The organism is Alloyangia mangrovi (assembly GCF_002300555.2).
Taxonomy (GTDB): domain Bacteria; phylum Pseudomonadota; class Alphaproteobacteria; order Rhodobacterales; family Rhodobacteraceae; genus Salipiger; species Salipiger mangrovi.
The window spans coordinates 1-21,071 of record NZ_NTHN02000015.1; the positions used below are offsets into that span (position 1 = coordinate 1).

Consider the following 21,071-nt stretch of genomic DNA (forward strand, 5'->3'; position numbering starts at 1 on the left):
CCGAGCGCCTGGTCCGAGCCGCATCACCAGCGCCGGGCCGAAGCGTTTCGCCAGCGGCGCGCGGGGCAGGTGCACCAGATCGGCGATGCGCGAGAGCCCGACGCGCGAGAGCGTGGCGGCGGTCTCATGGTCGATGCGCAGGGCCGAGACCGGCAGCGGCCCCAGCCCCTCGGCCAGCGCGCCCTCGGGCAGCAGGCCACCGCCGTGGCGGGCCAGCGCATGGGCCGCGCCGCGGGTGCCGGCGATGGCGCTCTGGGCTGCCAGTCCCACGCGGTCGAGCCTGTCGTGCAGATCGGCGCGCAAGGCCGCCTCGCCGCCAAAGAGATGCGGCACCCCGGTGATGTCGGCGATCAACCCGTCGACGCCGTCGCGGGCCACCAGCGGCGCGTAGCGCCCGGCCCAGCGGCGCACGCCCGAGAGCGCCGCCGCCTCGCGCGCGAGATCGGCGGGGCGGGTGGCGAGATCGGGACAGATGGCGCGGGCATCGGCCAGCGCCATGCCGCGCGCCAGCCCATGCGCCTGCGCCAGCGGCGAGACGCAATGCAGATGATCGGAATTGCCCGACCGCAGGGTCAGGGCAAAGGGCCCCTCAACGGGGCGTTTCCGCAGGCTCGTGTCGCTCGCCAGCCGCGGAAACCAGATGGAAAGCAGACGTCTCGCCACGCCAATCCACGGTCCAGAGTTTAAGTGTTCCCTTTTTGTTCTTGATAAGCTCCCAGTGCTGCAGAGTCGAGTCCGCCGCGCGGCTGGGAAGCTGTTCGCAGGCCCAGCGTGTCTCGGCGGCATTGCTGCCCTGGCCGCTCTGGATGAGCATCAGCCCGGTGGTCCGCCCGGCCTCGGCGGCCAGCTGCAGCCGCCGTCCGGCGGTGAGCGACAGGAGCTCTCCCGGCTCGGCCACCACCAGCCCCACGGCGGGGCAGCGCAGCGCCTCCTCGGCGGTCCACAGCAGATCGGTCTCGCCTTGCGTCCGGACCAGGAGCAGCCGCGCGCCAAGGCCCTCGGGCAGGCCGCGCAGCAGCGGGGTCTGCGGCGCATGGCGCGGCAGGATCCAGATCAGCGGCCCCGCATGGCGCGTCGCCTGGAAGAGCGCGAAGCCGCGCCGCGCACGCCCCTCGGCCTCGTGCACCCGGGCGGGGCAGAGGGCGAGGGGATCAGCCTCGGCAAGAGGCGCGCTGGCGGGCAGGGAACGCATGGGGACAGTGGCAGCAGAGTCGATACGAGGGGGTAGAGTGAGAACATTGCCAGAACATTCAGCCGGAGGGAAGCATCGGACGGCCCTCCACGGGGGATCGTGCTCCCGCCGGAAGACAGGGCGCCGCGCCCGGCCGTTCTTCTAGGCAGAAATATCCCCGCCGGAGGCAGGATCGCGCAGCGATCCTCCAAGCCTCGTGGCCCTGGCCTCAGCCCCGGCTGTCGGGAAGGGAGATGTTCGCCACCTGCTCGGCAATCGGGTCGGTGCTCAGCGGATGGGTCTCGGAGGCATAGTCGTCATCCCCGCGCATCGGTTCCCAGCGGCCGCGGCGGTAGATCTCGAGCGCCGAGAACTGCGCCTTGTAGCCCATCTTCGGAGAGCCGGGCACCCAGTAGCCCAAGTAGACATAAGGCAGCCCCGCGTCGCGGGCGATGTCGATGTGATCAAGGATCATCCAGGTGCCGAGCCCGGACTTGGGCAGTTCGGGGTCGTAGAAGGAATAGACCATCGACAGCCCGTCATCGAGCACGTCGGTGAGGCAGACCGCGGCGAGGTCGCCGCGCGCGCCGTCGGTGTATTCGACAACGCGGCTGCGGATCGGCGTCTCCTCGATCATCGCGGCGAATTCGAAGATGTCCATGTCGGCCATGCCGCCGTCGGCGTGGCGCGCGTCGAGGTAGCGGCGGAAGAGCTCGAACTGGTCCTCGGTGGCCCAGGGGCTCGAGGCGCGGCGGTGCAGGTGGGCATTGCGCCTCAGCGACCGGCGCTGGCTCTTGGAGGGCGCAAAGCGCCGCACGTCGATCCGCGCCGAGAGGCAGGCGGAACACTCGGAACAGGACGGGCGGTAGAGCACGTTCTGCGAACGGCGGAACCCTTGCTTGGAGAGGCTGTCGTTGAGCTTCTCCGCGCTGTCCCCCTGCAGCGCAGTGAACAGTTTGCGCTCCATCCGGCCCGGCAGGTAGGGGCAGGGTTGCGGCGCCGTGACGTAGAATTGCGGCGCAAGGGGCAGCGAGTGGCGCATTTCGGAACCGTCCGAGCTGTTTGAAAGAAAAACGTAACAACGAAAGGGTCAGTCGCCAACCCCACCTCATCTTACATATGCAGCTATCACGATCTTGGGAGAAGGCGAGCGCGAAAGATCGCCGAAGGGCGCATGGCCCTGAGACCCCGACGCGCCCTACAACTGGCACGCAGGGGCCCTCACGTCCAAGCCGCATAGCAAAGAAAAGGGGCCGAAGCCCCCTCATGACTTACAGAACTGGCGCGGTGTCAGACGGCGCGGCGGTTCAGCGCCACGGTCCCGAGGGCAAGGTCGGTCAGGCCCTGGCCGCGCTCGGTGGCCAGCATGCAGACGATCGACACGATCTGCAGCGGCGCGAAGGACACGGAAACCGTATACCCCAGCGTGTGCAGCAGCGCCTGCGGCAGCCCGAAGCGCTGGCCCTGCCAGTCGCGGAACTCGATGGCCATGAGCCGCATGCCCCAGGTCGCCGAGCCGGTAGCCAGCGTCGCCACGCGGTAGCCGAAGCTGACCACGAGCCAGATGGCGAAGAAGATGAACACGCCAAGGAAAGCGGTGAACAAAAGGGCGATGAACACCAGAACGGCGACGATCATCGTGTCGATGACCCAGGCCATGCCGCGCTTGAGCGCAACACTCTCATAGAAGGCACGCTGGCGCACCGGGTCGGGTAGCTGGGAATAGGTCGCGTTGGGGTACATGTCTCTCTCGCTCGGGCTGTCCGTCTCGGGCGGGGTCAGGTGCTTTGGGTTACGGGGCAGGTGGGGATGATGCCCCTAGATGTCCAGAGGGCAGGGTCCCGAAGAGGAGGCCATGGCCCGGGCTGGGCCATGGCGATATGCGATCGCGGCGATCAGGCGTTTTCGATCTCGCCCGTTTCGCGCTCATCGCGGGCCTTGCGGTCACGCTCGTCCATGAACTGGTCGAACTCGGCCTTGTCACGGGCTTCGCGCAGACGCTGGAGGAAGTCCTCGAAGCTCTTCTGCTCGTCCTCGAGACGGCGCAGCGTGTCGGCTTTGTAGGCGTCGAAAGCGGCGTTGCCGCTCGGGCGCATGGCGTTGAAGCCTTGATGGAACGCGGTGTGACGGGTGCTGTGGCGATTGCGGCAGGATTTTCCGAACATGCGTTTGCTCCAGATCATGTAGGCCAGCAGGCCAAGGCCGATCGGCCAGAAGAAGATGAAACCGAGGATCATGGCGACGATCCACGCGGGTCTGCCCCGCTGGTCGAGCCAGAACTCGGCACGGCGCAACCAGCCGGGGTTGGCGGGCTGGGTGTAGTGCTGCGAGGCGGCGGTCATGGGTCGTGTCCTTTCGGTCCGGGTTGATGTGAATGCTCTTCACATTACCGAAGATCGGTATTCGACCAGTCTCCTTCAAGGGGTGATGTGAAAGGTTTTTACATTTTTCGCGCTGGGCGATTTTTTCGCGGGGCCCGCCGCGCTGGGCGCGCGCCTAGCGCGTCCGTGCCACCCAATCCGAAACCGCCATCGCGGCGCCCGTAAGATTGTCGTCGTGGTTCAGCCCGCTCACGCTCTTGCGCGGCTTGAGGTCATGATCGCCGTCCTCGAGCCAATGCAGGGCTATGCTCTCCGAGAGCGCATAGCCCGCCATCTCCTCGCAAGTGCCGAAGGGATCGCGCGTGCCCTGACAGATCAGCGCGGGCGTGCGCAGCGCCGCCAAATGCTCGGTGCGCAGCGTCTCGGGCTTGCCGGTGGGGTGGAACGGGTAACCGAGACAGACCAGCCCGGCGATCCTGCCCGAGGCAAAGAGATCATCGGCAATGAGGCTCGCGATCCGCCCTCCCATGGATTTGCCGCCGATGAACAGCGGGCCGTCGCAGGCCAGAGCCTCGATCGCCGCGCGGTATTCCTCCTGCAGCAGCTCCACCTTCGGTGGCGGGCGCTTGGAGCCACCCGCGCGCCGCTGCGCCATGTAGCCGAACTCGAAGCGCACGACGCGCAGTCCCTCGCTGGCCAGAAGCGCCGCCAAGCGCGCCATGAAATCGCTGTCCATCGCCGTGCCCGCGCCATGGGCGAGCAGCAGGGTCGGGCGGCCGGGCGCGTCACCGTCGACAAGGAATTCCACGCCCGTCACTCGGTGAACTCCGCCGCCACCGCGCCGGTCAGCCCCGGCAGCACATGCGCGTCGAGCGCGAAGAGGTGCCGCGGCGTGCCTGCCGCCGCCCAGACATGGTCGAACTCCAGCAGCCGCGGGTCGATCCAGGCGCGGATCGGCGTGAGGTGCCCGACCGGCGAGACGCCCCCGATGGCGAAGCCGGTCTGGCCGCGGATCAGCGCCGCATCCGCCTTGCCCAGCGGCTCGCCCGCCAGCGCCGAGGCCTTCTCGGCGCAGACCCGGTTTCCGCCCGCGGTCAGGAACAGCACCGCCGCGCCGCTCTGCTCGGCGCGGAAGATGATCGACTTGGCGATCTGGTCGAGCGCGCAGCCCACCGACTCGGCCGCCTCCTGCGCGGTGCGGGCGTTCTCCACCTCCAGGATCTCCACCGGCAGCCCGGCCTCCTCCAGCGCCGCGCGCACACGTTTCAGGCTCTTGCTCATGATCGTCTCCCGTCTCTGTCGCCCCGAGGCATAGCCGCCCGTGCGGCGGCGCGGCAAGCCACCGCATGCCACATGGCATTGCACAATGCGCGCAACCGTGGCCATCTGCCGCCATGAGCCTTGCCGATGCGATCACCCGCCTGCCGCGCCCCTTCGAACCCGCCCTCGGTGAAGAGGCCCGCGCCGCCGTGCCCTGGGCGTCGGGTGCGATTGCCGATCTGATCGAGGGGACGGGCGGCTCCAGCCCCTATCTCGCGGGTCTCATCCGCAAGGAGGGCGCCTGGCTCGAAGGCGCTGTCGAGGCGCCGCAAGCCGCGCTGGCCAAACTCTTCGACGTGCTGCGCAACACCGAGGGCGACCCCGGCGTGCCGCTGCGCGAGGCCAAGCGCCGGGTCGCGCTGCTGGTCGGGCTCGCGGACCTTGGCGGCGCCTGGCCGCTGGAGCAGGTCACCGGCACCCTCACCGATTTCGCCGACCTCGCGACGCAGATTGCCCTGCGCGACGCGATCTCGCGCGAGGTGAAACGCGGCAAGCTGCCCGGCGCCACCGAGGACGACATTGCCATGGCCGGGGGCATGGTGGTCTTTGCCATGGGCAAGATGGGGGCGGGAGAGCTCAACTACAGCTCCGACATCGACCTCATCTGCCTCTTCGACGAGACCCGCTTCGACCGCGACGATTTCCACGAGGCCCGCGCCTCCTTCATCCGTGCCACCAAGCGCATGAGCGCCACGCTCAACGACCTGACCGGCGAAGGCTACGTCTTTCGCACGGACCTGCGGCTGCGCCCCGATCCCGCCGTCACCCCGGTCTGCATGGCGATGGAGGCCGCCGAGCGCTACTACGAGAGCCTTGGCCGCGCCTGGGAGCGCGCCGCCTGGATCAAGGCCCGGCCCTGCGCCGGCGATCCCGAGGCCGGTGCGCGCTTTCTTGAATCCCTGCGCCCCTTCGTCTGGCGCAAGCACCTCGATTTCGCCGCGATCAAGGACGCCCACGACATGCGCCTGCGCTACCGCGAGACCAAGGGGCTTTCGGGGCCGATCACCCTGGCCGGGGCACAACATGAAGCTGGGCCGCGGCGGCATCCGCGAGATCGAATTTTTCACCCAGACCCGGCAGATCATCGCCGGGGGCCGCGATCCGCGGCTCAGGGTGCGCGGCACGGTGCCGGGGCTGCAGGTGCTGGCCGAGACCGGCTGGGTGCCGCAGCAGGTCTCCGAGACGCTGACGGACCATTACCGCGCGCACCGCGAGATCGAGCATCGCATCCAGATGGTGCAGGACGCCCAGACCCACGCGCTGCCCGGCAGCGAGGAGGGGTTTGCCCGGCTCGCCGCGCTCTGCGGCCGCGACCTTGCCGAGCTGAAGACCGAGCTCAGGACCCGGCTCGAGGAGGTGCACGAGCTGACCGAGGGCTTCTTCGCCCCCGAAAGCCGCAGCGAGCCCGCGGCCGCCTCGCCGCTGGAAGACAGCCCGTTGGTGGCGCGCTGGCCGAGCTACCCGGCGCTGCGCTCCAGCCGCGCGGTGGAGATTTTCAACCGCCTGCGCCCCGAGATCCTCAACCGCCTCGGGCGGGCCGCCCGCCCCGAGGAGGCGCTCTCTGCCTTCGACGGCTTCCTTGCCGGTTTGCCGGCGGGGGTGCAGCTCTTCTCGCTCTTCGAGGCCAACCCGCAGCTCGTCGACCTGCTGGTCGACATCGTCTCGGTGTCGCCCGAACTGGCGCTGCACCTGTCGCGCAACGCGCAGGTCTTCGACGCGGTGATCGGCGGCGACTTCTTTGCTCCCTGGCCGGGGGTCGCGGCGCTCACCGCCGATCTTGCGCAGCGGCTCGATCGCGAGGAGGACTACGAGCGCCAGCTCGATTTCACCCGGCGCTGGCAGCACGAGTGGCACTTCCGCATCGGTGTGCACCTGCTGCGCGGCATCTCCGAGCCGCAGGAGGCGGGCAAGCACTACGCCGAGCTGGCCGAGGCGACGCTCGCCGCCCTGACCCCCGCGGTGCAGGCGGAATTCGCCCGCAAGCACGGGGGCGCCCCGGGCCGCGGCGCGGTGGTGGTCGGTATGGGCAGCCTCGGGGCGGGGCGGCTGCACGCGCATTCGGACCTCGATCTCATCGTCATCTACGACGCGGGCGGGGTCGAGGCCTCCGAGGGCAGGCGGCCGCTGCCCGCGCGCACCTATTACGCCCGGCTGACCCAGGCGCTGATCACCGCGATGACCGCGCCGATGGCCGAAGGCAAGCTCTACGAGATCGACATGCGCCTGCGCCCCTCGGGCAACCAGGGGCCGGTGGCGACCTCGCTCGCCGCCTTCACCGAGTACCAGCGCACGGACGCCTGGGTCTGGGAGCACCTGGCGCTGACCCGCGCGCGGGTAGTGGCGGGCCCGGCGGATCTCGCAGCCGAGGTCGAGGCGCGGCGGCACGAGCTGCTGGCCGGCCCGCGCGATCGCGCTGAGGTGCTGGCCGAGCTGTCGAAGATGCGCGCCCGCATCGCCGCCGCCAAGGGCGCAGGCGATCCCTGGGATCCGAAGCTCGGGCAAGGGCGGATGCAGGACATCGAGCTGGTCGGTCAGGCGGGGGCACTGCTCTCGGGCCAGGCGCCGCGGCGCACCGCGTGCGGCCTCGCCGCGGCGGCGCAGGAGGGCTGGCTGGGCCGAGGCGAGGCCGATCACCTCGCCGCCACCTACCGCCTCTGCTGGGCGCTGCAGATCGGCGCGCGGCTGATCACCGAGGGCAGGCTCGATCCCGGCGAGCTGGGAGCCGGCGGCTGCAGCTTCCTCACCAGCTTGGCAGGGGTCGAGGGCCGGGAGGCCCTGCGCGCGAAGCTGGACGAGATGACCACCCGCGCCGCCGCGATCATCGACGCCGCCCTGCCGGTGCCCGCGGAATGAAGGGCGACGCGCTCGATCCCAAGGCGCTGATCGCCGAGGCCTACCGGATCGAGGGCATCAGCCTCGAGGAGTGCCGCGCGATCTTCCTTGACTGGGCGCTGTCGCTGCCCGAGTCGGAGGAGCCGCGGGCCGCGCTCGAGGCCCTTCTGGCGCGCCACGGCACGCCGGGTCACCCGATGACGCAGGTCTTGGCCGAGGGCCGCACTCCCGTATTGCGACGTCGCCGCGGAGGCCGCGCCGCGCGGCGTCCCTGAGCAGAGAGGTCCCGGCTGCGCCGGAAGCGCCTGCGGCGCGCGTATTTAGGAAAGAGAAGAAGCCTGGAGGCGGGCGTTTCTTCCAGGCCGGAAGGTATCCCGGGGGGAGCGGCGCGGGCGGGGGCGGCGCTGCAACGCCGGGCTCAGCGCGGCAGCGCCGCCGCCTCGCGGGCCAGCGCCACGATACCGTCCCAGTCGCCCGCCTGCATCAGCTCCTTCGGCGCGACCCAGGAGCCGCCGCAGCAGAGCACGTTCTTCAGCGACAGGTAGTCGCCGACGTTCTTCATGCTGACGCCGCCGGTGGGGCAGAACTTCACCTTCGGGATCGGCGCGCCGATGGCCTTGAGCGCGGGGGCGCCGCCATTCGCCTCGGCGGGGAAGAACTTCTGCACCGTGTAGCCGCGCTCGAGCAGGGCCATCGCCTCGGAGGCGGTGGCAGCGCCGGCCAGCAGCGGCAGATCCGCCGCCTCGCAGGCGTCCAGCAGGCGGTCGGTGGCGCCCGGCGAGACACCGAATTTCGCACCAGCCGCGACGGCTGCGGTCACGTCCTCGGGCGTGAGCAGCGTGCCCGCACCGACGACACCGCCCTCGACCTTCGCCATCTCGCGGATCGCGTCCAGCGCCACCGGCGTGCGCAGGGTCACTTCCAGCACCGGCAGGCCACCGGCGACCAGCGCCTCGGCCAGCGGCCGGGCGTGGGCGACGTCGTCGATCACCAGCACCGGGATCACCGGGGCGAGCTTGCAGAGGGCTTCGTTGGCGCGGCTGGCGTCCTGGGGGGTCATGGGCGGGGCCTTTGTCTGGGTGTCACTGGAAGCGGATGGGTCGCGTCAGGGTTATTTTCGAAATGCCGGAAGGGCAAGCGCGAGGCGTGGTCAGACGACCACCGCCGCGCCGTTGGAGGCAAGGCCGACGTTTCGGCGGAAGGCCTCGAAGAGCTCGCGCCCGACGCCGTGGCCATTGCCCGAGAGGTCCGCCGTGGCGTTCTCGCGGGCGTCGAAGCCTTCGGTGAGGCACTGCAGCGTGCCGGTTGTGGCATCGAGCCGGACGATGTCGCCGTCGCGCAGCTTGGCGAGCGGGCCGCCGTCGGCGGCCTCGGGGCAGACGTGGATCGCCGAGGGCACCTTGCCGGACGCGCCCGACATCCGCCCGTCGGTGACCAGAGCCACCTTGAGGCCGCGGTCCTGCAGCACCGCCAGCGTCGGCGTCAGGCTGTGCAGCTCGGGCATGCCGTTCGACTTCGGCCCCTGGAAGCGCACCACGACGATGGTGTCCGAGGTGAATTCGCCAGCCTTGAAGGCGTCCTTCACCTGCGCCTGGTCGTGGAAGATGCGCACCGGTGCTTCGACGACATGATGCTCGGGTTTCACCGCCGAGATCTTCATGATGCCGTGGCCGAGGTTGCCGATCATCTGCTTGAGCCCGCCCGACTTCTGGAACGGGTCCGAGGCGGGGCGCAGGATCTTGTCGTTCTGGCTCTCGCGCGGGGCATCTTCGTAGACGATGGCACCGTCTTTCAGCTTCGGCTCCTGCGTGTAGAGGCGCATGCCGTCGCCGGCGACGGTCTTGACGTCCTCGTGCATGAGGCCCGCATCCAGCAGCTCGCCGATCATGTACTGCAGCCCGCCCGCGGCGTGGAAGTGGTTCACGTCAGCCAGGCCGTTCGGGTAGACCTTGGCCATCAGCGGCACCGCCTGCGAGATCTGGTCGAAGTCCGACAGCTCGAGCGCCACGCCCGCGGCGCGCGCCATCGCGGGCAGGTGCAGCACGAGGTTGGTCGAGCCGCCCGTGGCCATCAGCCCGACGATGCCGTTGACGAAGGCCTTGGCGTCGAGCACGTCGCAGACCGGGCGGTACTCGTTGCCGAGCGCGGTGATCGCCAGGGCGCGTTTCGCCCCGGCCTCGGTCAGCGCGTCGCGCAGCGGGGTGTTCGGGTTGATGAAGGAGCTGCCCGGCATGTGCAGACCCATGAACTCCATCAGCATCTGGTTGGAGTTGGCGGTGCCGTAGAAGGTGCAGGTTCCGGGGCCGTGGTAGCTCTTCATCTCGGCTTCCATCAGCTTGTCACGGCCGACCTCGCCGGTGGCATATTGCTGGCGGACCTTGGCCTTCTCGTCGTTCGGCAAACCGCTGGTCATCGGTCCGGCGGGCAGGAAGAGGCCGGGGATATAGCCGAAGGTGGCCGCGGCGATGACGAGGCCGGGCACGATCTTGTCGCAGACGCCGAGGTAGACGGCCGCGTCATAGGTGTTGTGCGAGAGCGACACCCCTGCGGCGAGCGCGATCACGTCGCGAGAGAAGAGCGAGAGCTCCATGCCGACCTGACCCTGGGTGACCCCGTCGCACATGGCCGGAACCCCGCCCGCCACCTGCGCCGTGCCGCCGACCGAACGCGCCGCGCTGCGCAGCAGCTCGGGGTAGCGCTCGTAGGGCTGGTGGGCCGAGAGCATGTCGTTGTAGGCGGTGACGATGCCGAGGTTCGGCGCGCGCCCCTCGGCGAGCGCGGGCTGGTCGGCGCCCATGGCGGCATAGGCGTGGGCCTGGTTGCCGCACGTCAGATGCGCGCGGCGCGGGCCTTCCTCGGCGGCGCGGCGCATGCGGTCGAGATAGGTGCCGCGGAGGGTTTCCGAGCGGGCCTCGATCTCGGCTGTGACCTTGGCGATGGTGGCGTTGAGCGACATGAGAGGGGCTCCTTTCGCTGTCCGGGGTCGGCCCGGTCTGGCGTCCTTGAGCAGGATGTAACGCGGTTAGCGCTATCAGTAAAGATGCCAGGGCGCGGCAGATGTCCGCGCAGAGGCGCGCGCGCGAAAATGGGGCGATGCGCCGGGGCGATGGTCAGCACTGGTCTCCGTTGATCCCGCGCGTGCCATGGCCGGTAGGGCTGGGCGATGCCACCTCCGGCCTCAGGTCGGGACGGAGGGCTGAAAGCGCGCGTCCATGCGGTCGCGGAACGGGAAACTCTCGAACCAGGGCTGCGCCTCGATCAGGACGCGGCTGAAGGAGGGTCGCAGCAGGAGCCGCTCGAAATAGGCATCGAGCGCGGTCTGCGCGGGGTCGAAGGGCTGCAGGATGCGGGCAAAGAAGAGTGCGGGCGCGGCGGAACACTCGGCAAGCGAGAAATGCTCCCCGGCTGCCCAGACCCGCCCCGTCATGTGCCGCTCGATCATCGCGTAGGCCTGACGCAACTGCTCTCCGGCCTCGGCAACGCCCAGGTGGTCCTTCTGGTCCTCGGGGCGGAAACTGTCGAAGACGATCTTCTGCATCGGCCCCTGCACGTAGAGGTCGAAGAACCGGTCCCAGAGCCGCGCCTGCAGGCAGGTGTCGGGGTCGGCGGGCAGCATCGGCTGCGGCCCGGGGAAGACCCGGTCCAGGTAGTCGATGATGATTGTCGCCTCGGGCAGGGTCACGTTCCGCTCGGTGTCCTGCAGCACAGGCAGCTTGCCGACCGGCCAGAGACCGAGGAGCCGCGCATGCTGGGCCGGATCGCCGAGATCCACCGTGACCGTCTCGAAGACGGTTCCAGCTTCATAGAGCGCAATCAGGATCTTGTGGCAGTAAGAGGCAAGCGGATGGGAATAGAGCGTCAGTCTCAAGGCGGCTCCCTCCTCGGATCGGCAGAGGGAATACTCGGGCCTCGCGCCGCCCGTGGCAAGCCTTCTCGACCGAAGTTGCATGGCAGGGCTGCAGCGCGCGGCTCCGAAGATGCTTTCCAAGGCACCCGAGCGGCGCTAAAGGGGCGAGATGACACAGCCCGATCTCCCCACCGTCCGTCTCCTTCCCAAGGCCAAACCGCAGACGCTGCGCCGCGGCTATCCGTGGGTCTATGCCAACGAACTGGTGGTTGACCGCCGGACCCGGAACCTCGCCGCCGGCACCGTCGCGCGGCTCGAGGACAACGACCGCAAGCTGCTCGGGCTGGTGGGCGTGACGCCGAGCTCGAAGATCATCTGCCGGATGCTCGACCGCGACCCCGAGGCACAAATCGACAAGGCCTGGCTCGCCGCCAAGCTGACCCGTGCGCTGGAACTGCGCGAGCGGCTCTTCCCGGCGCCCTACTACCGGCTCATCCACGCCGAGGCCGACGGGCTGCCCGGCGTGATCATCGATCGGTTCGGCGACACGGCGGTGATCCAGCCGAACGCCGCCTGGGCCGAGCTGCTGCTGCCCGAGCTGGCCGAGGCGCTGGCCGAGGTCTCCGGCGTCAGGAACATCCTCAAGAACGCTGGGGGCCGCGGCCGCCAGCTCGAGGGGCTCGACGATGTCGATGCCGTGCTGCTGGGCAAGGCGCCCGAGGCACCGCTGCCGGTCGAGATGAACGGCGCGACCTACATGGCCGATCTCACCGGCGGCCAGAAGACCGGCCTCTTCTACGACCAGCGCCCGAACCACGGCTTCGCAGCGCGTCTGGCGAGCGGGCAGAAGATGCTCGACGTCTTCTCCCACGTGGGCGGCTTTGCACTTGCAGCCCTTGCGGGTGGCGCGGCAAGCGCGCTGTCGGTCGACGGCTCGGCCTCGGCGTTGGCGCTGGCCGAGGAAGGCGCGAAACGCATGGGTGCGGCGGAGCGCTTCGCCACCCGGCAGGGCGACGCCTTCGACACCCTCGAGGCACTGGGGACCGAGGGCGAGCGCTTCGGCCTGGTGGTTTGCGACCCGCCTGCCTTTGCCCCCGCCAAGCCCGCGCTGGAGGCCGGCCTGCGTGCTTATGAAAAGGTCGCGCGGCTCTCGGCTCCGCTGGTCGAGGAGGGCGGCTACCTCGTGCTCTGCTCCTGCTCGCACGCCGCGGATCTCTCGAGCTTCACCGGCGCCTGCCTTCGCGGCATCGGCCGGGCCGGACGGCGCGCACAGCTGCTGCACACCGGCTTTGCCGGGCCGGACCACCCTCTGCTGCCGCAATTGGCGGAATCGGGCTACCTGAAGGCGCTGGTGTTCCGCCTGTGAAGGTGCTGCTGGACACCTGCGTGATCTACCCCACGGTGATGCGCGAGGTGCTCCTCGGCGTCGCGGCACAGGGGCTCTACCAGCCGCTGTGGTCGGGGCGCATCCTGGAAGAATGGGCCCTCGCGGCGCGCAAGCTCGGCCCGATGGGCGAGGTGCAGGCGCGCGGCGAGATCGCCCAGGTCCGCGCTGCCTGGCCCAATGCCGAGGTGCGCTATCAGCCCGCGCTCGAGGACCGGCTCTGGCTCCCCGACCGGCGGACCTGCACGTGCTGGCCGCCGCCATCTCGGGCAGTGCCGATCTCATCGTCACCGAGAACGCCAAGGACTTCCCGCGCAACATCCTCGCCGAGGAGGGACTTTCCCGAGTCGATGCCGATGGGTTCCTGCGCGGTCTCTGCGAGGCGAACCCGGGCAAGGTCAGGGAGGCCTGCGAGGCGGTCCTCGCCGAGGCCCGGCGGCTTTCGGGCGAGGACTGGAGCATGCGCGGGCTGCTCAAAAAGGCGCGGCTGCCGCGGCTCGGCAAGGCGCTCGAGGCCGCGGGCTGACCGCCTACGCGTCGGCCTTCATCTCCAGCACGTCCGGCGTATCCTCTTCGCGCTTGGCCTCGGTGGCCCAGATCCGGTCGCGCGCCGGTTTCGGCAGTGGCTTGCGGTTCTGGCCGAGGTGGATGTGCACCTTGCCGATGAACGAGGCCGAGACCGGCGCCGTCATGAACAGAAATGCGATGATCAGCAGCTCGTGGTAGGATGGCGCGCCGGAGGCATAGGCAAAGAGCACCGAGGCGAGCAGGATCGAACCCACCCCCAGCGTCGAGGCCTTGGTCGGCGCATGCAGCCGGGCCATCGGGGCCTGCAGTTTCAAAAGGCCGATCGAGCCCACCAGGGTGAAGAGCCCGCCGATGACCAGCGCCGCGGCGATGCAAATATCGAGGATGTCGTGGCTCATTCGATGATGTCTCCTCTCAGCACGAAGCGGGCGACGGCCACCGTTGACACGAAGCCGAGCATGGCGATGATGATCGCCGCCTCGAAGTAGATCTGCGTTGCCCCGGCGATGCCCACGAGGATGATCAGCGCCACGGCGTTGATCGACAGCGTATCGAGCGCGAGGATACGGTCGCCGCTCCGGGGGCCCTTCACCAGCCGGACCATGGTCAGCAGCAGCGACAGGCTCACGGCGGCGAAGGCGAAGATGAGCGCATAGGTGACAATCATTCGAAAATCTCCTTCAGGCGGCGTTCGTAGCGGGACTTGATCTTGCGGGCGACCTTCTCGGGATCCTCGGCGTGGAGCGCATGGACCAGCAGCGCGTGGCCGTGGTCCGAGAGGTCCACCGAGACCGTGCCCGGCGTCAGCGTGATGGTCCCCGCGAGCGCGGTGATCGCCTCGGGGGTGCGGATGTCGAGCGGTATGTTGACCCAGGTCGAGCGGATGTCACGGTTGGGTTTGAAGAGCACGATCATCGCCACGGTGACATTGGCGGTGATGATGTCCCATGCAACGATCAACCCGTAGGGGATGAGCTTCCACGGTCGGGTCACCTGCGGCCTGTTCGGCCAGTATGCGGCGGTGGTGAATGGCAGCAGGACGCCGAGCATCGCCCCGAAGATGAGGCTGTTGATCGACGGCTCGTTGACCAGCAGCTGCCAAATGACCACCAGCGCCACCGAGAGCAGCGGGTGCGGAAAGAGCCTTTGCATGAAACGCGTGGCCATCAGTGTCCTCCCAATGCGTCGTCAGTGGTCGCCTCGGTGCCGGGCTCATGGGATTCGTCGACGGGCAGCTCGGGGCCGCCGGGCTTGGTCTCATGCGCATCGCCGTGGTCGTCATCGTGCTTCACGATCTCCTTGCCCGGGGTGTCGAGCACGGTGGAGATATAGGGTTGCGGCGCGAAGAGTTGTGCGGCGGTGGCATCGAGCTGCCGCGTCACCGGCCCGGCGAAGACGGTCAGCGCCACCAGCAGGCTCACCAGCAACCCGATGGCCAGCATCGGCAGCGGCCGGTTGCCGCCCGTGGGGTCATGTATTTCGCGTGCGCCCTGTTCGTCCTCGGGATCGTCCACCGAACCGCATTGCTCGACGGCAAGCTGGTGCGGCTTCCAGAAGATCGTCGAGCCTGCGCGGGAAAAGCCGACCACCGCCACCAGCGAGGAGCCCAGCACCACGGCCCAGACCCAGCCCATCAGCGCGCCGCCCTCGGCGGCATCGAGGATAAGCAGCTTGCCGAGGAAGCCCGACAGCGGCGGCAGGCCGGTCATGGCGATGGAGGCGATGAAGAAGAGCCCCGCCACCAGCGCGCCGCCGGCCATGGGCAGCGTTGCCTCGAGCTGGCCCGCTACGCTGCCGCGGCGGCTGCGGATCACGTCGACGATGAGAAAGAGCGCCGCCGTCGCCAGTGTCGAATGCAGCGCGTAGTAGAGCGCCGCCGAGATGCCCGCCGGGGTGAATTGCGCCACCGAGGCCAGTAGCATGCCCATCGAGCCGATCACGGAGAAGGCCACCAGCCGCCCGATCTCGCGTGTGCCCAGAACGCCGACCATGCCGATCGCGAGCGTGACCAGCGCCAGCGGCAGCAGCCATTCCTCGTGTGCGCCCGACATCAACGGCAGCTCGGGCGGGAAGATCATCGTGTAGACCCGGATGATGCCATAGGCGCCGACCTTGGTCATGATGGCAAAGAGCGCGGCGACCGGGGCCGGGGCCTCGGCGTAGCTCGACGGCAGCCAGAAGTGCAGCGGCAGCAGCGCCGCCTTGATCGCGAAGACCAGCAGCAGCAGAACGGCAGCGACGCGCAGACCTGCGGAGTTCTCCACGTCCGCCGCCGCCACGCGCTGCGCAAGATCGGCCATATTGAGCGTGCCGGCCTGCGCGTAGAGCGTGCCGAGCGCAAACAGGAACAGCGTCGAGCCCAGCAGGTTGTAGAGCATGTACTGCACGCCCGCCCGGGTGCGCGTCGCGCCGCCCGAATGGACCATGAGTCCGTAGGAGGCGATCAGGAGTACCTCGAAGAAAACGAAGAGGTTGAAGGCGTCACCGGTGAGGAAGGCGCCCATGATCCCCATGATCTGGAACTGGAAGAGCGCGTGGAAATGTTGCCCGCGCCGGTCCCAGCCCGAGCCGATGGCGTAGACCAGCACCGGCAGCGCCAGCACCGCGGTAAGCAGCACCATGGTCGTCGCCAGCCGGTCCGCCACCAGCACGATGCCGAAGGGCGCCTGCCAGTTGCCGAGCTGATAGAGCGTCACCGTGCCGTCGCTGGCCTGCGCGTAGAGGCCGATGGCGATCGCGAGCGTGGCCACCACCGAAGCGACCGAGAAGATCCGCTGCAGGGTCTCGTGGAAGCGCGCGGCAAGCACGATCGTGGCGGCCATCATCGCGGGCAGCACCACGGGTGCGATGATCCAGTGCATCATGCGCGGGACTCCTTCTCGTCGCCCTGTCGTGTGTCAGGGTCTTCTCCGGCGCGACGCTCGCGGGACAGCTCCCGCGCCTCGTCGACATGGTCGTCATCGGCGTTGAGGTAGGAGGCCAGCGCGATCATCACCACCACGGCGGTCATGCCGAAGGAGATCACGATGGCCGTCAGCACCAGCGCCTGCGGCAGCGGATCGGTGTAGCTCGTCACGCCGCCGCGCAGGATCGGCGGCTCGTTGATCACCAGCCGCCCTGAAGCGAAGAGGAACAGGTTCACGGCGTAGGTCAGCAGCGAGGTGCCGATGATCACCGGGAAGGTCCGCAGCCGCAGCACCATGTAGATGCCTGCGGCGGTCAGCACGCCGATGGTGGTCGCAATGAGAAACTCCATCGATCAGGCCCCCCCCGGTCTCGGTATCGCGCGAGGGGTCGATGTCCATCGCGTGTTCGCTGGTCTCGTCGCCCGAGCGGCGCGCCATCCGCGAGAAGCTCTCGAGCGACAGCAGCACGGCGCCGACCACCGCGAGGAAGACCCCGAGGTCGAAGGCCATGGCCGAGGCCAGCTCGAACTTTTCCAGCCCCGGCAGCGTCACGTAGCCGAAGGTCGAGGTCAGGAAGGGCTTTCCGAACAGCCAGGCGCCGATCCCGGTGAGCCCGGCGATCAGCACGCCGGCGCCGATCACCCCGTGGTAGGGGTAACGCTGGCGCTCGTTGGCCCAGGCGAAGCCCGAGGCCATGTATTGCATGACCACGGCGATCGACACCACGAGCCCCGCGACGAAGCCGCCGCCCGGCTCGTTGTGACCGCGCAGGAAGATATAGGCGCCGACCATCAGCACCACCGGCAGGATCAGCCGGGTCACCACCACCATCATCAGCGGGTGGGCGTCACCGGCCTGCGCCTGGTCGGGCACGCGGTTGAGCAGCCTTGCGCGCACCGGCCCGGACAGCAGTGCCTCGGTCACCGCGTAGATCACCAGCGCCGCGATACCAAGCACGATGATCTCGCCGAAGGTGTCATAGCCCCGGAAATCCACAAGGATAACGTTCACCACGTTGGTACCGCCGCCGCCGTCATAGGAATTCTCGAGCATGTAGTCCGAGATCGTCCCCATCGAGAAATCGCGGCGCAGGATGGCATAGGTCAGCCCGGCGGCACCGAGACCCGCCACGCCCGCCAGCACTCCGTCGCGCACCCGGCGCGAGACCGGGGACTCGATCGGCGTGGTGTTGGGCAGGAAGTTCAGCGCCAGCAGCAGCAGGATGATCGTCACCACCTCGACCGAGATCTGCGTTAGCGCAAGATCCGGCGCCGAGAGGTAGTTGAAGGCGATAGACACCATGGTGCCGATGACCCCCATCAGGATCAGCGCGGTCAGGCGGTTGCGGTGGAAGAAGACGATGAGCCCGGTGGCGCTGACGATCAGGATCCAGCCCGCCAGCGGCAGCGGCTCGATCGGCAGCATCTCCCGCGACACCGGCCCGAGCGTGCCGGTGAACCAGGCATGGGCGGCGACCGCCAGCACGGTCACGGTGAAGACCGAGGCATAGCGCGAGAAACTGCCGTTGTGCATCCCCTTCGTCAGGCGCTCGGCGCCGCGGGCAAAGGCGCCAATGAGGGCGTCGAAGATCTGCTTGGCCTCGGGTCGCGGGGCGGCGTCCCAGCCCTTCAGGAGCGGGGTGAAGAGCGCCAGCAGGATCAGGCCGCCGACGGTGGCGATGATCGACATGATCAGCGCCGGGGTGACGCCGTGCCAGAGCGCCAGATGCGCGTGCGGCACCTCGGCCACCTCGCCAATCACCGCGGCGGTCACCAGCTTGACCACGGGCTCGGCGAGGAAAGGCAGGCAGCCCACGGTGACCACGATCAGCCCGAGGAAGGCGGGCGGCCCCCACATGCCGAAATTGGGGTCATGCGGCTTGTGCGGGTAGTCGTCGCGCGTCTTGCCGAGGAAGGCATGGGCGATAAAGCGGAAGCTGTAGGCGGCAGAGAAGATCGCCCCCAGCGTCGCCAGCGCGGGCACCAGCCAGTCCGAGCCGAAGAGCACCGTGTGAGAGGCTTCCTCGAGGAACATCTCCTTGGACAGGAAGCCGTTGAAGAGTGGGATGCCCGCCATGGCCAGCGCGCCGACGATGGCGATGGTCGCGGTCACCGGCATCAGGTGCCGCAGCCCGCCGAGCCGTCGGATGTCGCGGGTGTGCGCCTCGTGGTCGACGATGCCGGCACTCATGAAGAGCGAGCACTTGAAGGCAGCGTGATTGAGGATGTGGAAGACCGCCGCCATGGCGCCATAGGCGGTGCCGGTGCCGAGCAGCATGGTGATGAGGCCAAGGTGCGAGACCGTCGAGAAGGCCAGCAAAGCCTTGAGATCATGCTTGAAGAGACCGATCACAGCGCCGAGCACCATGGTGATCAGGCCCGCCGAGGTGACGATCCAGAACCACTCTTGCGTCCCCGAGAGCGCGGGCCAGAGCCGCGCCATGAGGAAGATGCCCGCCTTCACCATGGTCGCCGAGTGCAGGTAGGACGAGACCGGCGTGGGCGCTGCCATGGCGTGCGGCAGCCAGAAGTGGAAGGGAAACTGCGCCGACTTGGTGAAGCAGCCGAGCAGGATCAGCAGCAGCGCCGGGACGTAATAGGGCGAGGCCTGGATCACGTCGCGCCGCGCGAGGATCTCGGTGATCTCGTAGGTGCCCGCCGCCGAACCCAGCAGGAGCATGCCCCCGATCAGCGCCAGCCCGCCCATGCCGGTCACCGTCAGCGCCATGCGCGCGCCCTGGCGACCCTCGGGGAGGTGCTTCCAGAAGCCGATCAGCAGGAAGGAGGAGAGCGAGGTCAGCTCCCAGAAGATCAGCAGCAGCAGGATGTTGTTGGACAGGACGATCCCAACCATCGCGCCCTGAAAGAGCAGCAGGTAGGTATAGAACTCGCCCATGTTGTCATCACGCGTCAGGTAGTAGCGGGCGTAGATGATCACCAGCGCCCCGATACCGAGGATCAGCCCGGCGAACATCATTCCCAGCCCGTCGAGGAAGAGCGTCACGTTCAGCCCGAGCGCGGGCAGCCACTCCACCGAGGCGGTGACCGTCTCTCCGGCCCAGACTGCGGGCAGGTGGGTGATCAGCCCGAGCAGCGCGGCAAGGGTGACGAAGAGTGTCGTCATCCCGCAGGCGCGCCGACCGGCCTGAATCATCAGGCCCGGCAGCAGGGCTCCGAGGAAAGGAAGGAGCGCAATGATAAAAAGTGACATGGAACTCCCTGATCGTCGTTGGCGGCGTCGAGAGAAGGCAGCCGATTTCACACCGCATCACAACCCGAAAACGGCTAATCTGACGTGAATTTCAGGAAAGTTAGCCGAATTCTAACGGTAATGTCAGGTCGAAAAATTCCATCGAAGTATTGCGATTGTTACTTGCGGTTACTATGGGCGTGAGGTCCTTTGAGTAGAACCATTGCGCCAATATCAACTTTAGGTTGATCAAAGTGTGTGCGTATTTGACGCAGCTGCGCGCGCCGCGACTCCGGTGGTCTCTTCGCCGGTTTTCTGCCTTGGCCCTTGAGGGCGTGCTGCGCGCTCCTGGGCGGCACCCGCTGACGCCGGGAGCTGGTCCGGCCATCGCGGCCCTTCTTCTTGTCTGCCGCTTTTGGGGCTGCTACTCCGGCGTGTAAGCTCAATCCCCGACGATTTTACTTCGGGAACAACGCGAGGCAGGCAGCAGTGGCGCACCCCCGACTGGAGATCCGGAACCTCGTGCGGCGGTTCGAGGGGCGCGCCGTCGTGGATGACGTGTCGCTGACCATCGAGCCGGGGCATGTGACCTGCCTTCTGGGGCCCTCGGGCTGCGGCAAATCGACGACGCTTCGGATGATCGCCGGGGTCGACATGCAGGACAGCGGCGCGATCTTTGTCGACGGCAAGTTGATCTGCGACACGGTTTTCCGCATCCCGCCCGAGCGCCGCGCCATCGGCCTGATGTTCCAGGACTTCGCGCTCTTCCCGCACCTGTCGGTGGGCGAGAACGTTGCCTTCGGCCTCAAGGGCGCGGGCAGCGCCAAGAAGTCCCGGGCGGTGGAACTGCTCGACCGGGTCGGGCTGGCGCATTTCATCGACGAATACCCTCACCAGCTTTCGGGGGGGCGAGCAGCAGCGCGTTGCGCTGGCCCGGGCGCTGGCACCGAAGCCGCGCATCATGCTGATGGATGAGCCCTTCTCGGGTCTCGACAACCGCCTGCGCGACGGCATCCGCGACGAGACGCTGGCGGTGCTGAAGGAAGAGGGCGCCTCGGTGCTGCTGGTCACCCACGAGCCCGAAGAGGCCATGCGCATGGCCGACGAGATCGCCCTGATGCGCGGCGGCAAGATCGTCCAGCGCGGCGCGCCCTACAATATCTACAACGCCCCGGCGGACAAGGCTGCGGTGGCCTTTTTCAGTGATATCAACTCGCTGCGCGGCAAAGTTCAGGGCGCTCTGGCGGATACGCCCTTTGGGCCCTTCCTCGCACCGGGCGTGCCCGACGGCGGAGAGGTCGACATCGTCTTCCGCCCGCAGCATGTGGGCATCGACTTCGATCGGGGCGGGCGCGGTCCGAACCCGACGCAGATGGCCGGCACCCCGGCGCGCGGCGTGGTCGAAAGGGCGCGCTTCATGGGCTCGGAGAGCCTCGTCGAGTTCCGCATGGATTTCGACGGCGGCATGATCCGCGCGACGGTGCCAAACGTCTTCCTGCCGAAACCCGGCACGCCGCTCTGGCTGACCGTGCGCCGCGACCGCTGCTTCGTCTTCCCGGCGCGGGACTGAACC

General features: G+C 68.4%; 17 protein-coding genes and 4 pseudogenes. 5 read left to right on the plus strand and 16 right to left on the minus strand.

Annotated features, from left to right (window positions below; all coding sequences use genetic code 11):
* From CLG85_RS09990 to CLG85_RS10020, 7 genes are all read right to left on the minus strand, one after another.
* On the minus strand, window positions 1–663 hold a 663-nt coding region (locus CLG85_RS09990; protein WP_260348813.1), incomplete at its 3' end, for a Y-family DNA polymerase.
* Window positions 590–1,192, minus strand: coding sequence for an ImuA family protein (locus CLG85_RS09995; protein ID WP_260348814.1), 603 nt, complete (start codon window positions 1,190–1,192; stop codon window positions 590–592). The genes CLG85_RS09995 and CLG85_RS09990, both read right to left, overlap by 74 nt.
* Window positions 1,193–1,400: 208 nt before the next feature.
* Window positions 1,401–2,213, minus strand: a complete 813-nt coding sequence (locus CLG85_RS10000; protein ID WP_095884102.1) for an arginyltransferase — start codon at window positions 2,211–2,213, stop codon at window positions 1,401–1,403.
* Between the two features lie 248 nt (window positions 2,214–2,461).
* Entirely contained in the window at window positions 2,462–2,914 is a 453-nt protein-coding gene (locus CLG85_RS10005; RefSeq protein WP_095884101.1) for an RDD family protein, read from the minus strand.
* A 152-nt stretch (window positions 2,915–3,066) separates the two neighbouring features.
* On the minus strand, window positions 3,067–3,513 hold the full coding sequence (locus CLG85_RS10010) for a DUF2852 domain-containing protein (protein ID WP_095884100.1): 447 nt from the start codon (window positions 3,511–3,513) through the stop codon (window positions 3,067–3,069).
* 154 nt (window positions 3,514–3,667) lie between these two features.
* Complete coding sequence (locus CLG85_RS10015) at window positions 3,668–4,300, minus strand: alpha/beta family hydrolase (protein ID WP_260348848.1); 633 nt, start codon at window positions 4,298–4,300, stop codon at window positions 3,668–3,670.
* A gap of 5 nt (window positions 4,301–4,305) precedes the next feature.
* Window positions 4,306–4,773 (minus strand): YbaK/EbsC family protein, encoded by a 468-nt coding sequence (locus CLG85_RS10020; RefSeq protein WP_260348815.1) that lies wholly within the window; start codon window positions 4,771–4,773, stop codon window positions 4,306–4,308.
* 113 nt (window positions 4,774–4,886) lie between these two features.
* Between CLG85_RS10020 and CLG85_RS10025 the strand changes: the two are divergent.
* Window positions 4,887–7,665 (plus strand): annotated as a pseudogene (locus CLG85_RS10025) (bifunctional [glutamine synthetase] adenylyltransferase/[glutamine synthetase]-adenylyl-L-tyrosine phosphorylase).
* The gene (locus tag CLG85_RS10030) at window positions 7,662–7,919 is read left to right on the plus strand and encodes a hypothetical protein (protein ID WP_260348817.1); all 258 of its coding nucleotides are present in this window, start codon (window positions 7,662–7,664) and stop codon (window positions 7,917–7,919) included. The pseudogene CLG85_RS10025 and the gene CLG85_RS10030 overlap by 4 nt, the downstream one beginning before the upstream one ends.
* A 143-nt stretch (window positions 7,920–8,062) precedes the next feature.
* Here the strand turns inward: CLG85_RS10030 and CLG85_RS10035 are convergent, their stop codons facing one another.
* From CLG85_RS10035 to CLG85_RS10045, 3 genes are all read right to left on the minus strand, one after another.
* The gene (locus CLG85_RS10035) at window positions 8,063–8,704 is read right to left on the minus strand and encodes a bifunctional 4-hydroxy-2-oxoglutarate aldolase/2-dehydro-3-deoxy-phosphogluconate aldolase (protein WP_260348818.1); all 642 of its coding nucleotides are present in this window, start codon (window positions 8,702–8,704) and stop codon (window positions 8,063–8,065) included.
* Window positions 8,705–8,794: 90 nt separating this feature from the next.
* On the minus strand, window positions 8,795–10,600 hold the full coding sequence (gene edd, locus CLG85_RS10040; protein WP_224845242.1) for a phosphogluconate dehydratase: 1,806 nt from the start codon (window positions 10,598–10,600) through the stop codon (window positions 8,795–8,797).
* A gap of 222 nt (window positions 10,601–10,822) precedes the next feature.
* Window positions 10,823–11,512: a glutathione S-transferase family protein gene (locus CLG85_RS10045; RefSeq protein WP_095882885.1), complete on the minus strand. Its 690-nt coding sequence runs from the start codon at window positions 11,510–11,512 to the stop codon at window positions 10,823–10,825.
* A gap of 148 nt (window positions 11,513–11,660) precedes the next feature.
* On the opposite strand from CLG85_RS10045, the gene CLG85_RS10050 reads away from it, so the two are divergent.
* Entirely contained in the window at window positions 11,661–12,857 is a 1,197-nt protein-coding gene (locus CLG85_RS10050; RefSeq protein WP_095882886.1) for an RSP_2647 family RNA methyltransferase, read from the plus strand.
* Window positions 12,854–13,401 (plus strand): annotated as a pseudogene (locus CLG85_RS10055) (RSP_2648 family PIN domain-containing protein). The gene CLG85_RS10050 and the pseudogene CLG85_RS10055 overlap by 4 nt, the downstream one beginning before the upstream one ends.
* Window positions 13,402–13,405: 4 nt before the next feature.
* On the opposite strand, the gene CLG85_RS10060 reads toward CLG85_RS10055, so the two are convergent.
* The 6 genes and pseudogenes from CLG85_RS10060 to CLG85_RS10085 all read right to left on the minus strand — a co-directional run.
* Window positions 13,406–13,801, minus strand: coding sequence for a Na+/H+ antiporter subunit G (locus CLG85_RS10060; RefSeq protein WP_095882888.1), 396 nt, complete (start codon window positions 13,799–13,801; stop codon window positions 13,406–13,408).
* The gene (locus tag CLG85_RS10065) at window positions 13,798–14,070 is read right to left on the minus strand and encodes a K+/H+ antiporter subunit F (protein ID WP_217989778.1); all 273 of its coding nucleotides are present in this window, start codon (window positions 14,068–14,070) and stop codon (window positions 13,798–13,800) included. The genes CLG85_RS10060 and CLG85_RS10065 overlap by 4 nt, the downstream gene beginning before the upstream one ends.
* Window positions 14,067–14,570: a Na+/H+ antiporter subunit E gene (locus CLG85_RS10070; protein ID WP_095882889.1), complete on the minus strand. Its 504-nt coding sequence runs from the start codon at window positions 14,568–14,570 to the stop codon at window positions 14,067–14,069. The genes CLG85_RS10065 and CLG85_RS10070 overlap by 4 nt, the downstream gene beginning before the upstream one ends.
* On the minus strand, window positions 14,570–16,267 hold the full coding sequence (locus CLG85_RS10075; RefSeq protein WP_095882890.1) for a monovalent cation/H+ antiporter subunit D: 1,698 nt from the start codon (window positions 16,265–16,267) through the stop codon (window positions 14,570–14,572). The genes CLG85_RS10070 and CLG85_RS10075 overlap by 1 nt, the downstream gene beginning before the upstream one ends.
* The gene (locus CLG85_RS10080; protein ID WP_095882891.1) at window positions 16,264–16,659 is read right to left on the minus strand and encodes a Na+/H+ antiporter subunit C; all 396 of its coding nucleotides are present in this window, start codon (window positions 16,657–16,659) and stop codon (window positions 16,264–16,266) included. The genes CLG85_RS10075 and CLG85_RS10080 overlap by 4 nt, the downstream gene beginning before the upstream one ends.
* Window positions 16,660–16,684: 25 nt before the next feature.
* A pseudogene (locus CLG85_RS10085) lies at window positions 16,685–19,519 on the minus strand (monovalent cation/H+ antiporter subunit A); the annotation flags it as partial.
* A gap of 468 nt (window positions 19,520–19,987) precedes the next feature.
* Between CLG85_RS10085 and CLG85_RS10090 the strand changes: the two are divergent.
* Window positions 19,988–21,068, plus strand: a pseudogene (locus CLG85_RS10090) (ABC transporter ATP-binding protein).
* Window positions 21,069–21,071 lie beyond the last annotated feature (3 nt).

Coding starts and splice junctions, on each gene's coding strand:
- CLG85_RS09995 (WP_260348814.1), bottom strand. CDS start 1,192: ATGCGTTCCCTGCCCGCCAGCGCGCCTCTTGCCGAGGCTGATCCCCTC.
- CLG85_RS10000 (WP_095884102.1), bottom strand. CDS start 2,213: ATGCGCCACTCGCTGCCCCTTGCGCCGCAATTCTACGTCACGGCGCCG.
- CLG85_RS10005 (WP_095884101.1), bottom strand. CDS start 2,914: ATGTACCCCAACGCGACCTATTCCCAGCTACCCGACCCGGTGCGCCAG.
- CLG85_RS10010 (WP_095884100.1), bottom strand. CDS start 3,513: ATGACCGCCGCCTCGCAGCACTACACCCAGCCCGCCAACCCCGGCTGG.
- CLG85_RS10020 (WP_260348815.1), bottom strand. CDS start 4,773: ATGAGCAAGAGCCTGAAACGTGTGCGCGCGGCGCTGGAGGAGGCCGGG.
- CLG85_RS10030 (WP_260348817.1), top strand. CDS start 7,662: ATGAAGGGCGACGCGCTCGATCCCAAGGCGCTGATCGCCGAGGCCTAC.
- CLG85_RS10035 (WP_260348818.1), bottom strand. CDS start 8,704: ATGACCCCCCAGGACGCCAGCCGCGCCAACGAAGCCCTCTGCAAGCTC.
- edd (WP_224845242.1), bottom strand. CDS start 10,600: ATGTCGCTCAACGCCACCATCGCCAAGGTCACAGCCGAGATCGAGGCC.
- CLG85_RS10050 (WP_095882886.1), top strand. CDS start 11,661: ATGACACAGCCCGATCTCCCCACCGTCCGTCTCCTTCCCAAGGCCAAA.
- CLG85_RS10060 (WP_095882888.1), bottom strand. CDS start 13,801: ATGAGCCACGACATCCTCGATATTTGCATCGCCGCGGCGCTGGTCATC.
- CLG85_RS10065 (WP_217989778.1), bottom strand. CDS start 14,070: ATGATTGTCACCTATGCGCTCATCTTCGCCTTCGCCGCCGTGAGCCTG.
- CLG85_RS10070 (WP_095882889.1), bottom strand. CDS start 14,570: ATGGCCACGCGTTTCATGCAAAGGCTCTTTCCGCACCCGCTGCTCTCG.
- CLG85_RS10075 (WP_095882890.1), bottom strand. CDS start 16,267: ATGATGCACTGGATCATCGCACCCGTGGTGCTGCCCGCGATGATGGCC.
- CLG85_RS10080 (WP_095882891.1), bottom strand. CDS start 16,659: ATGGAGTTTCTCATTGCGACCACCATCGGCGTGCTGACCGCCGCAGGC.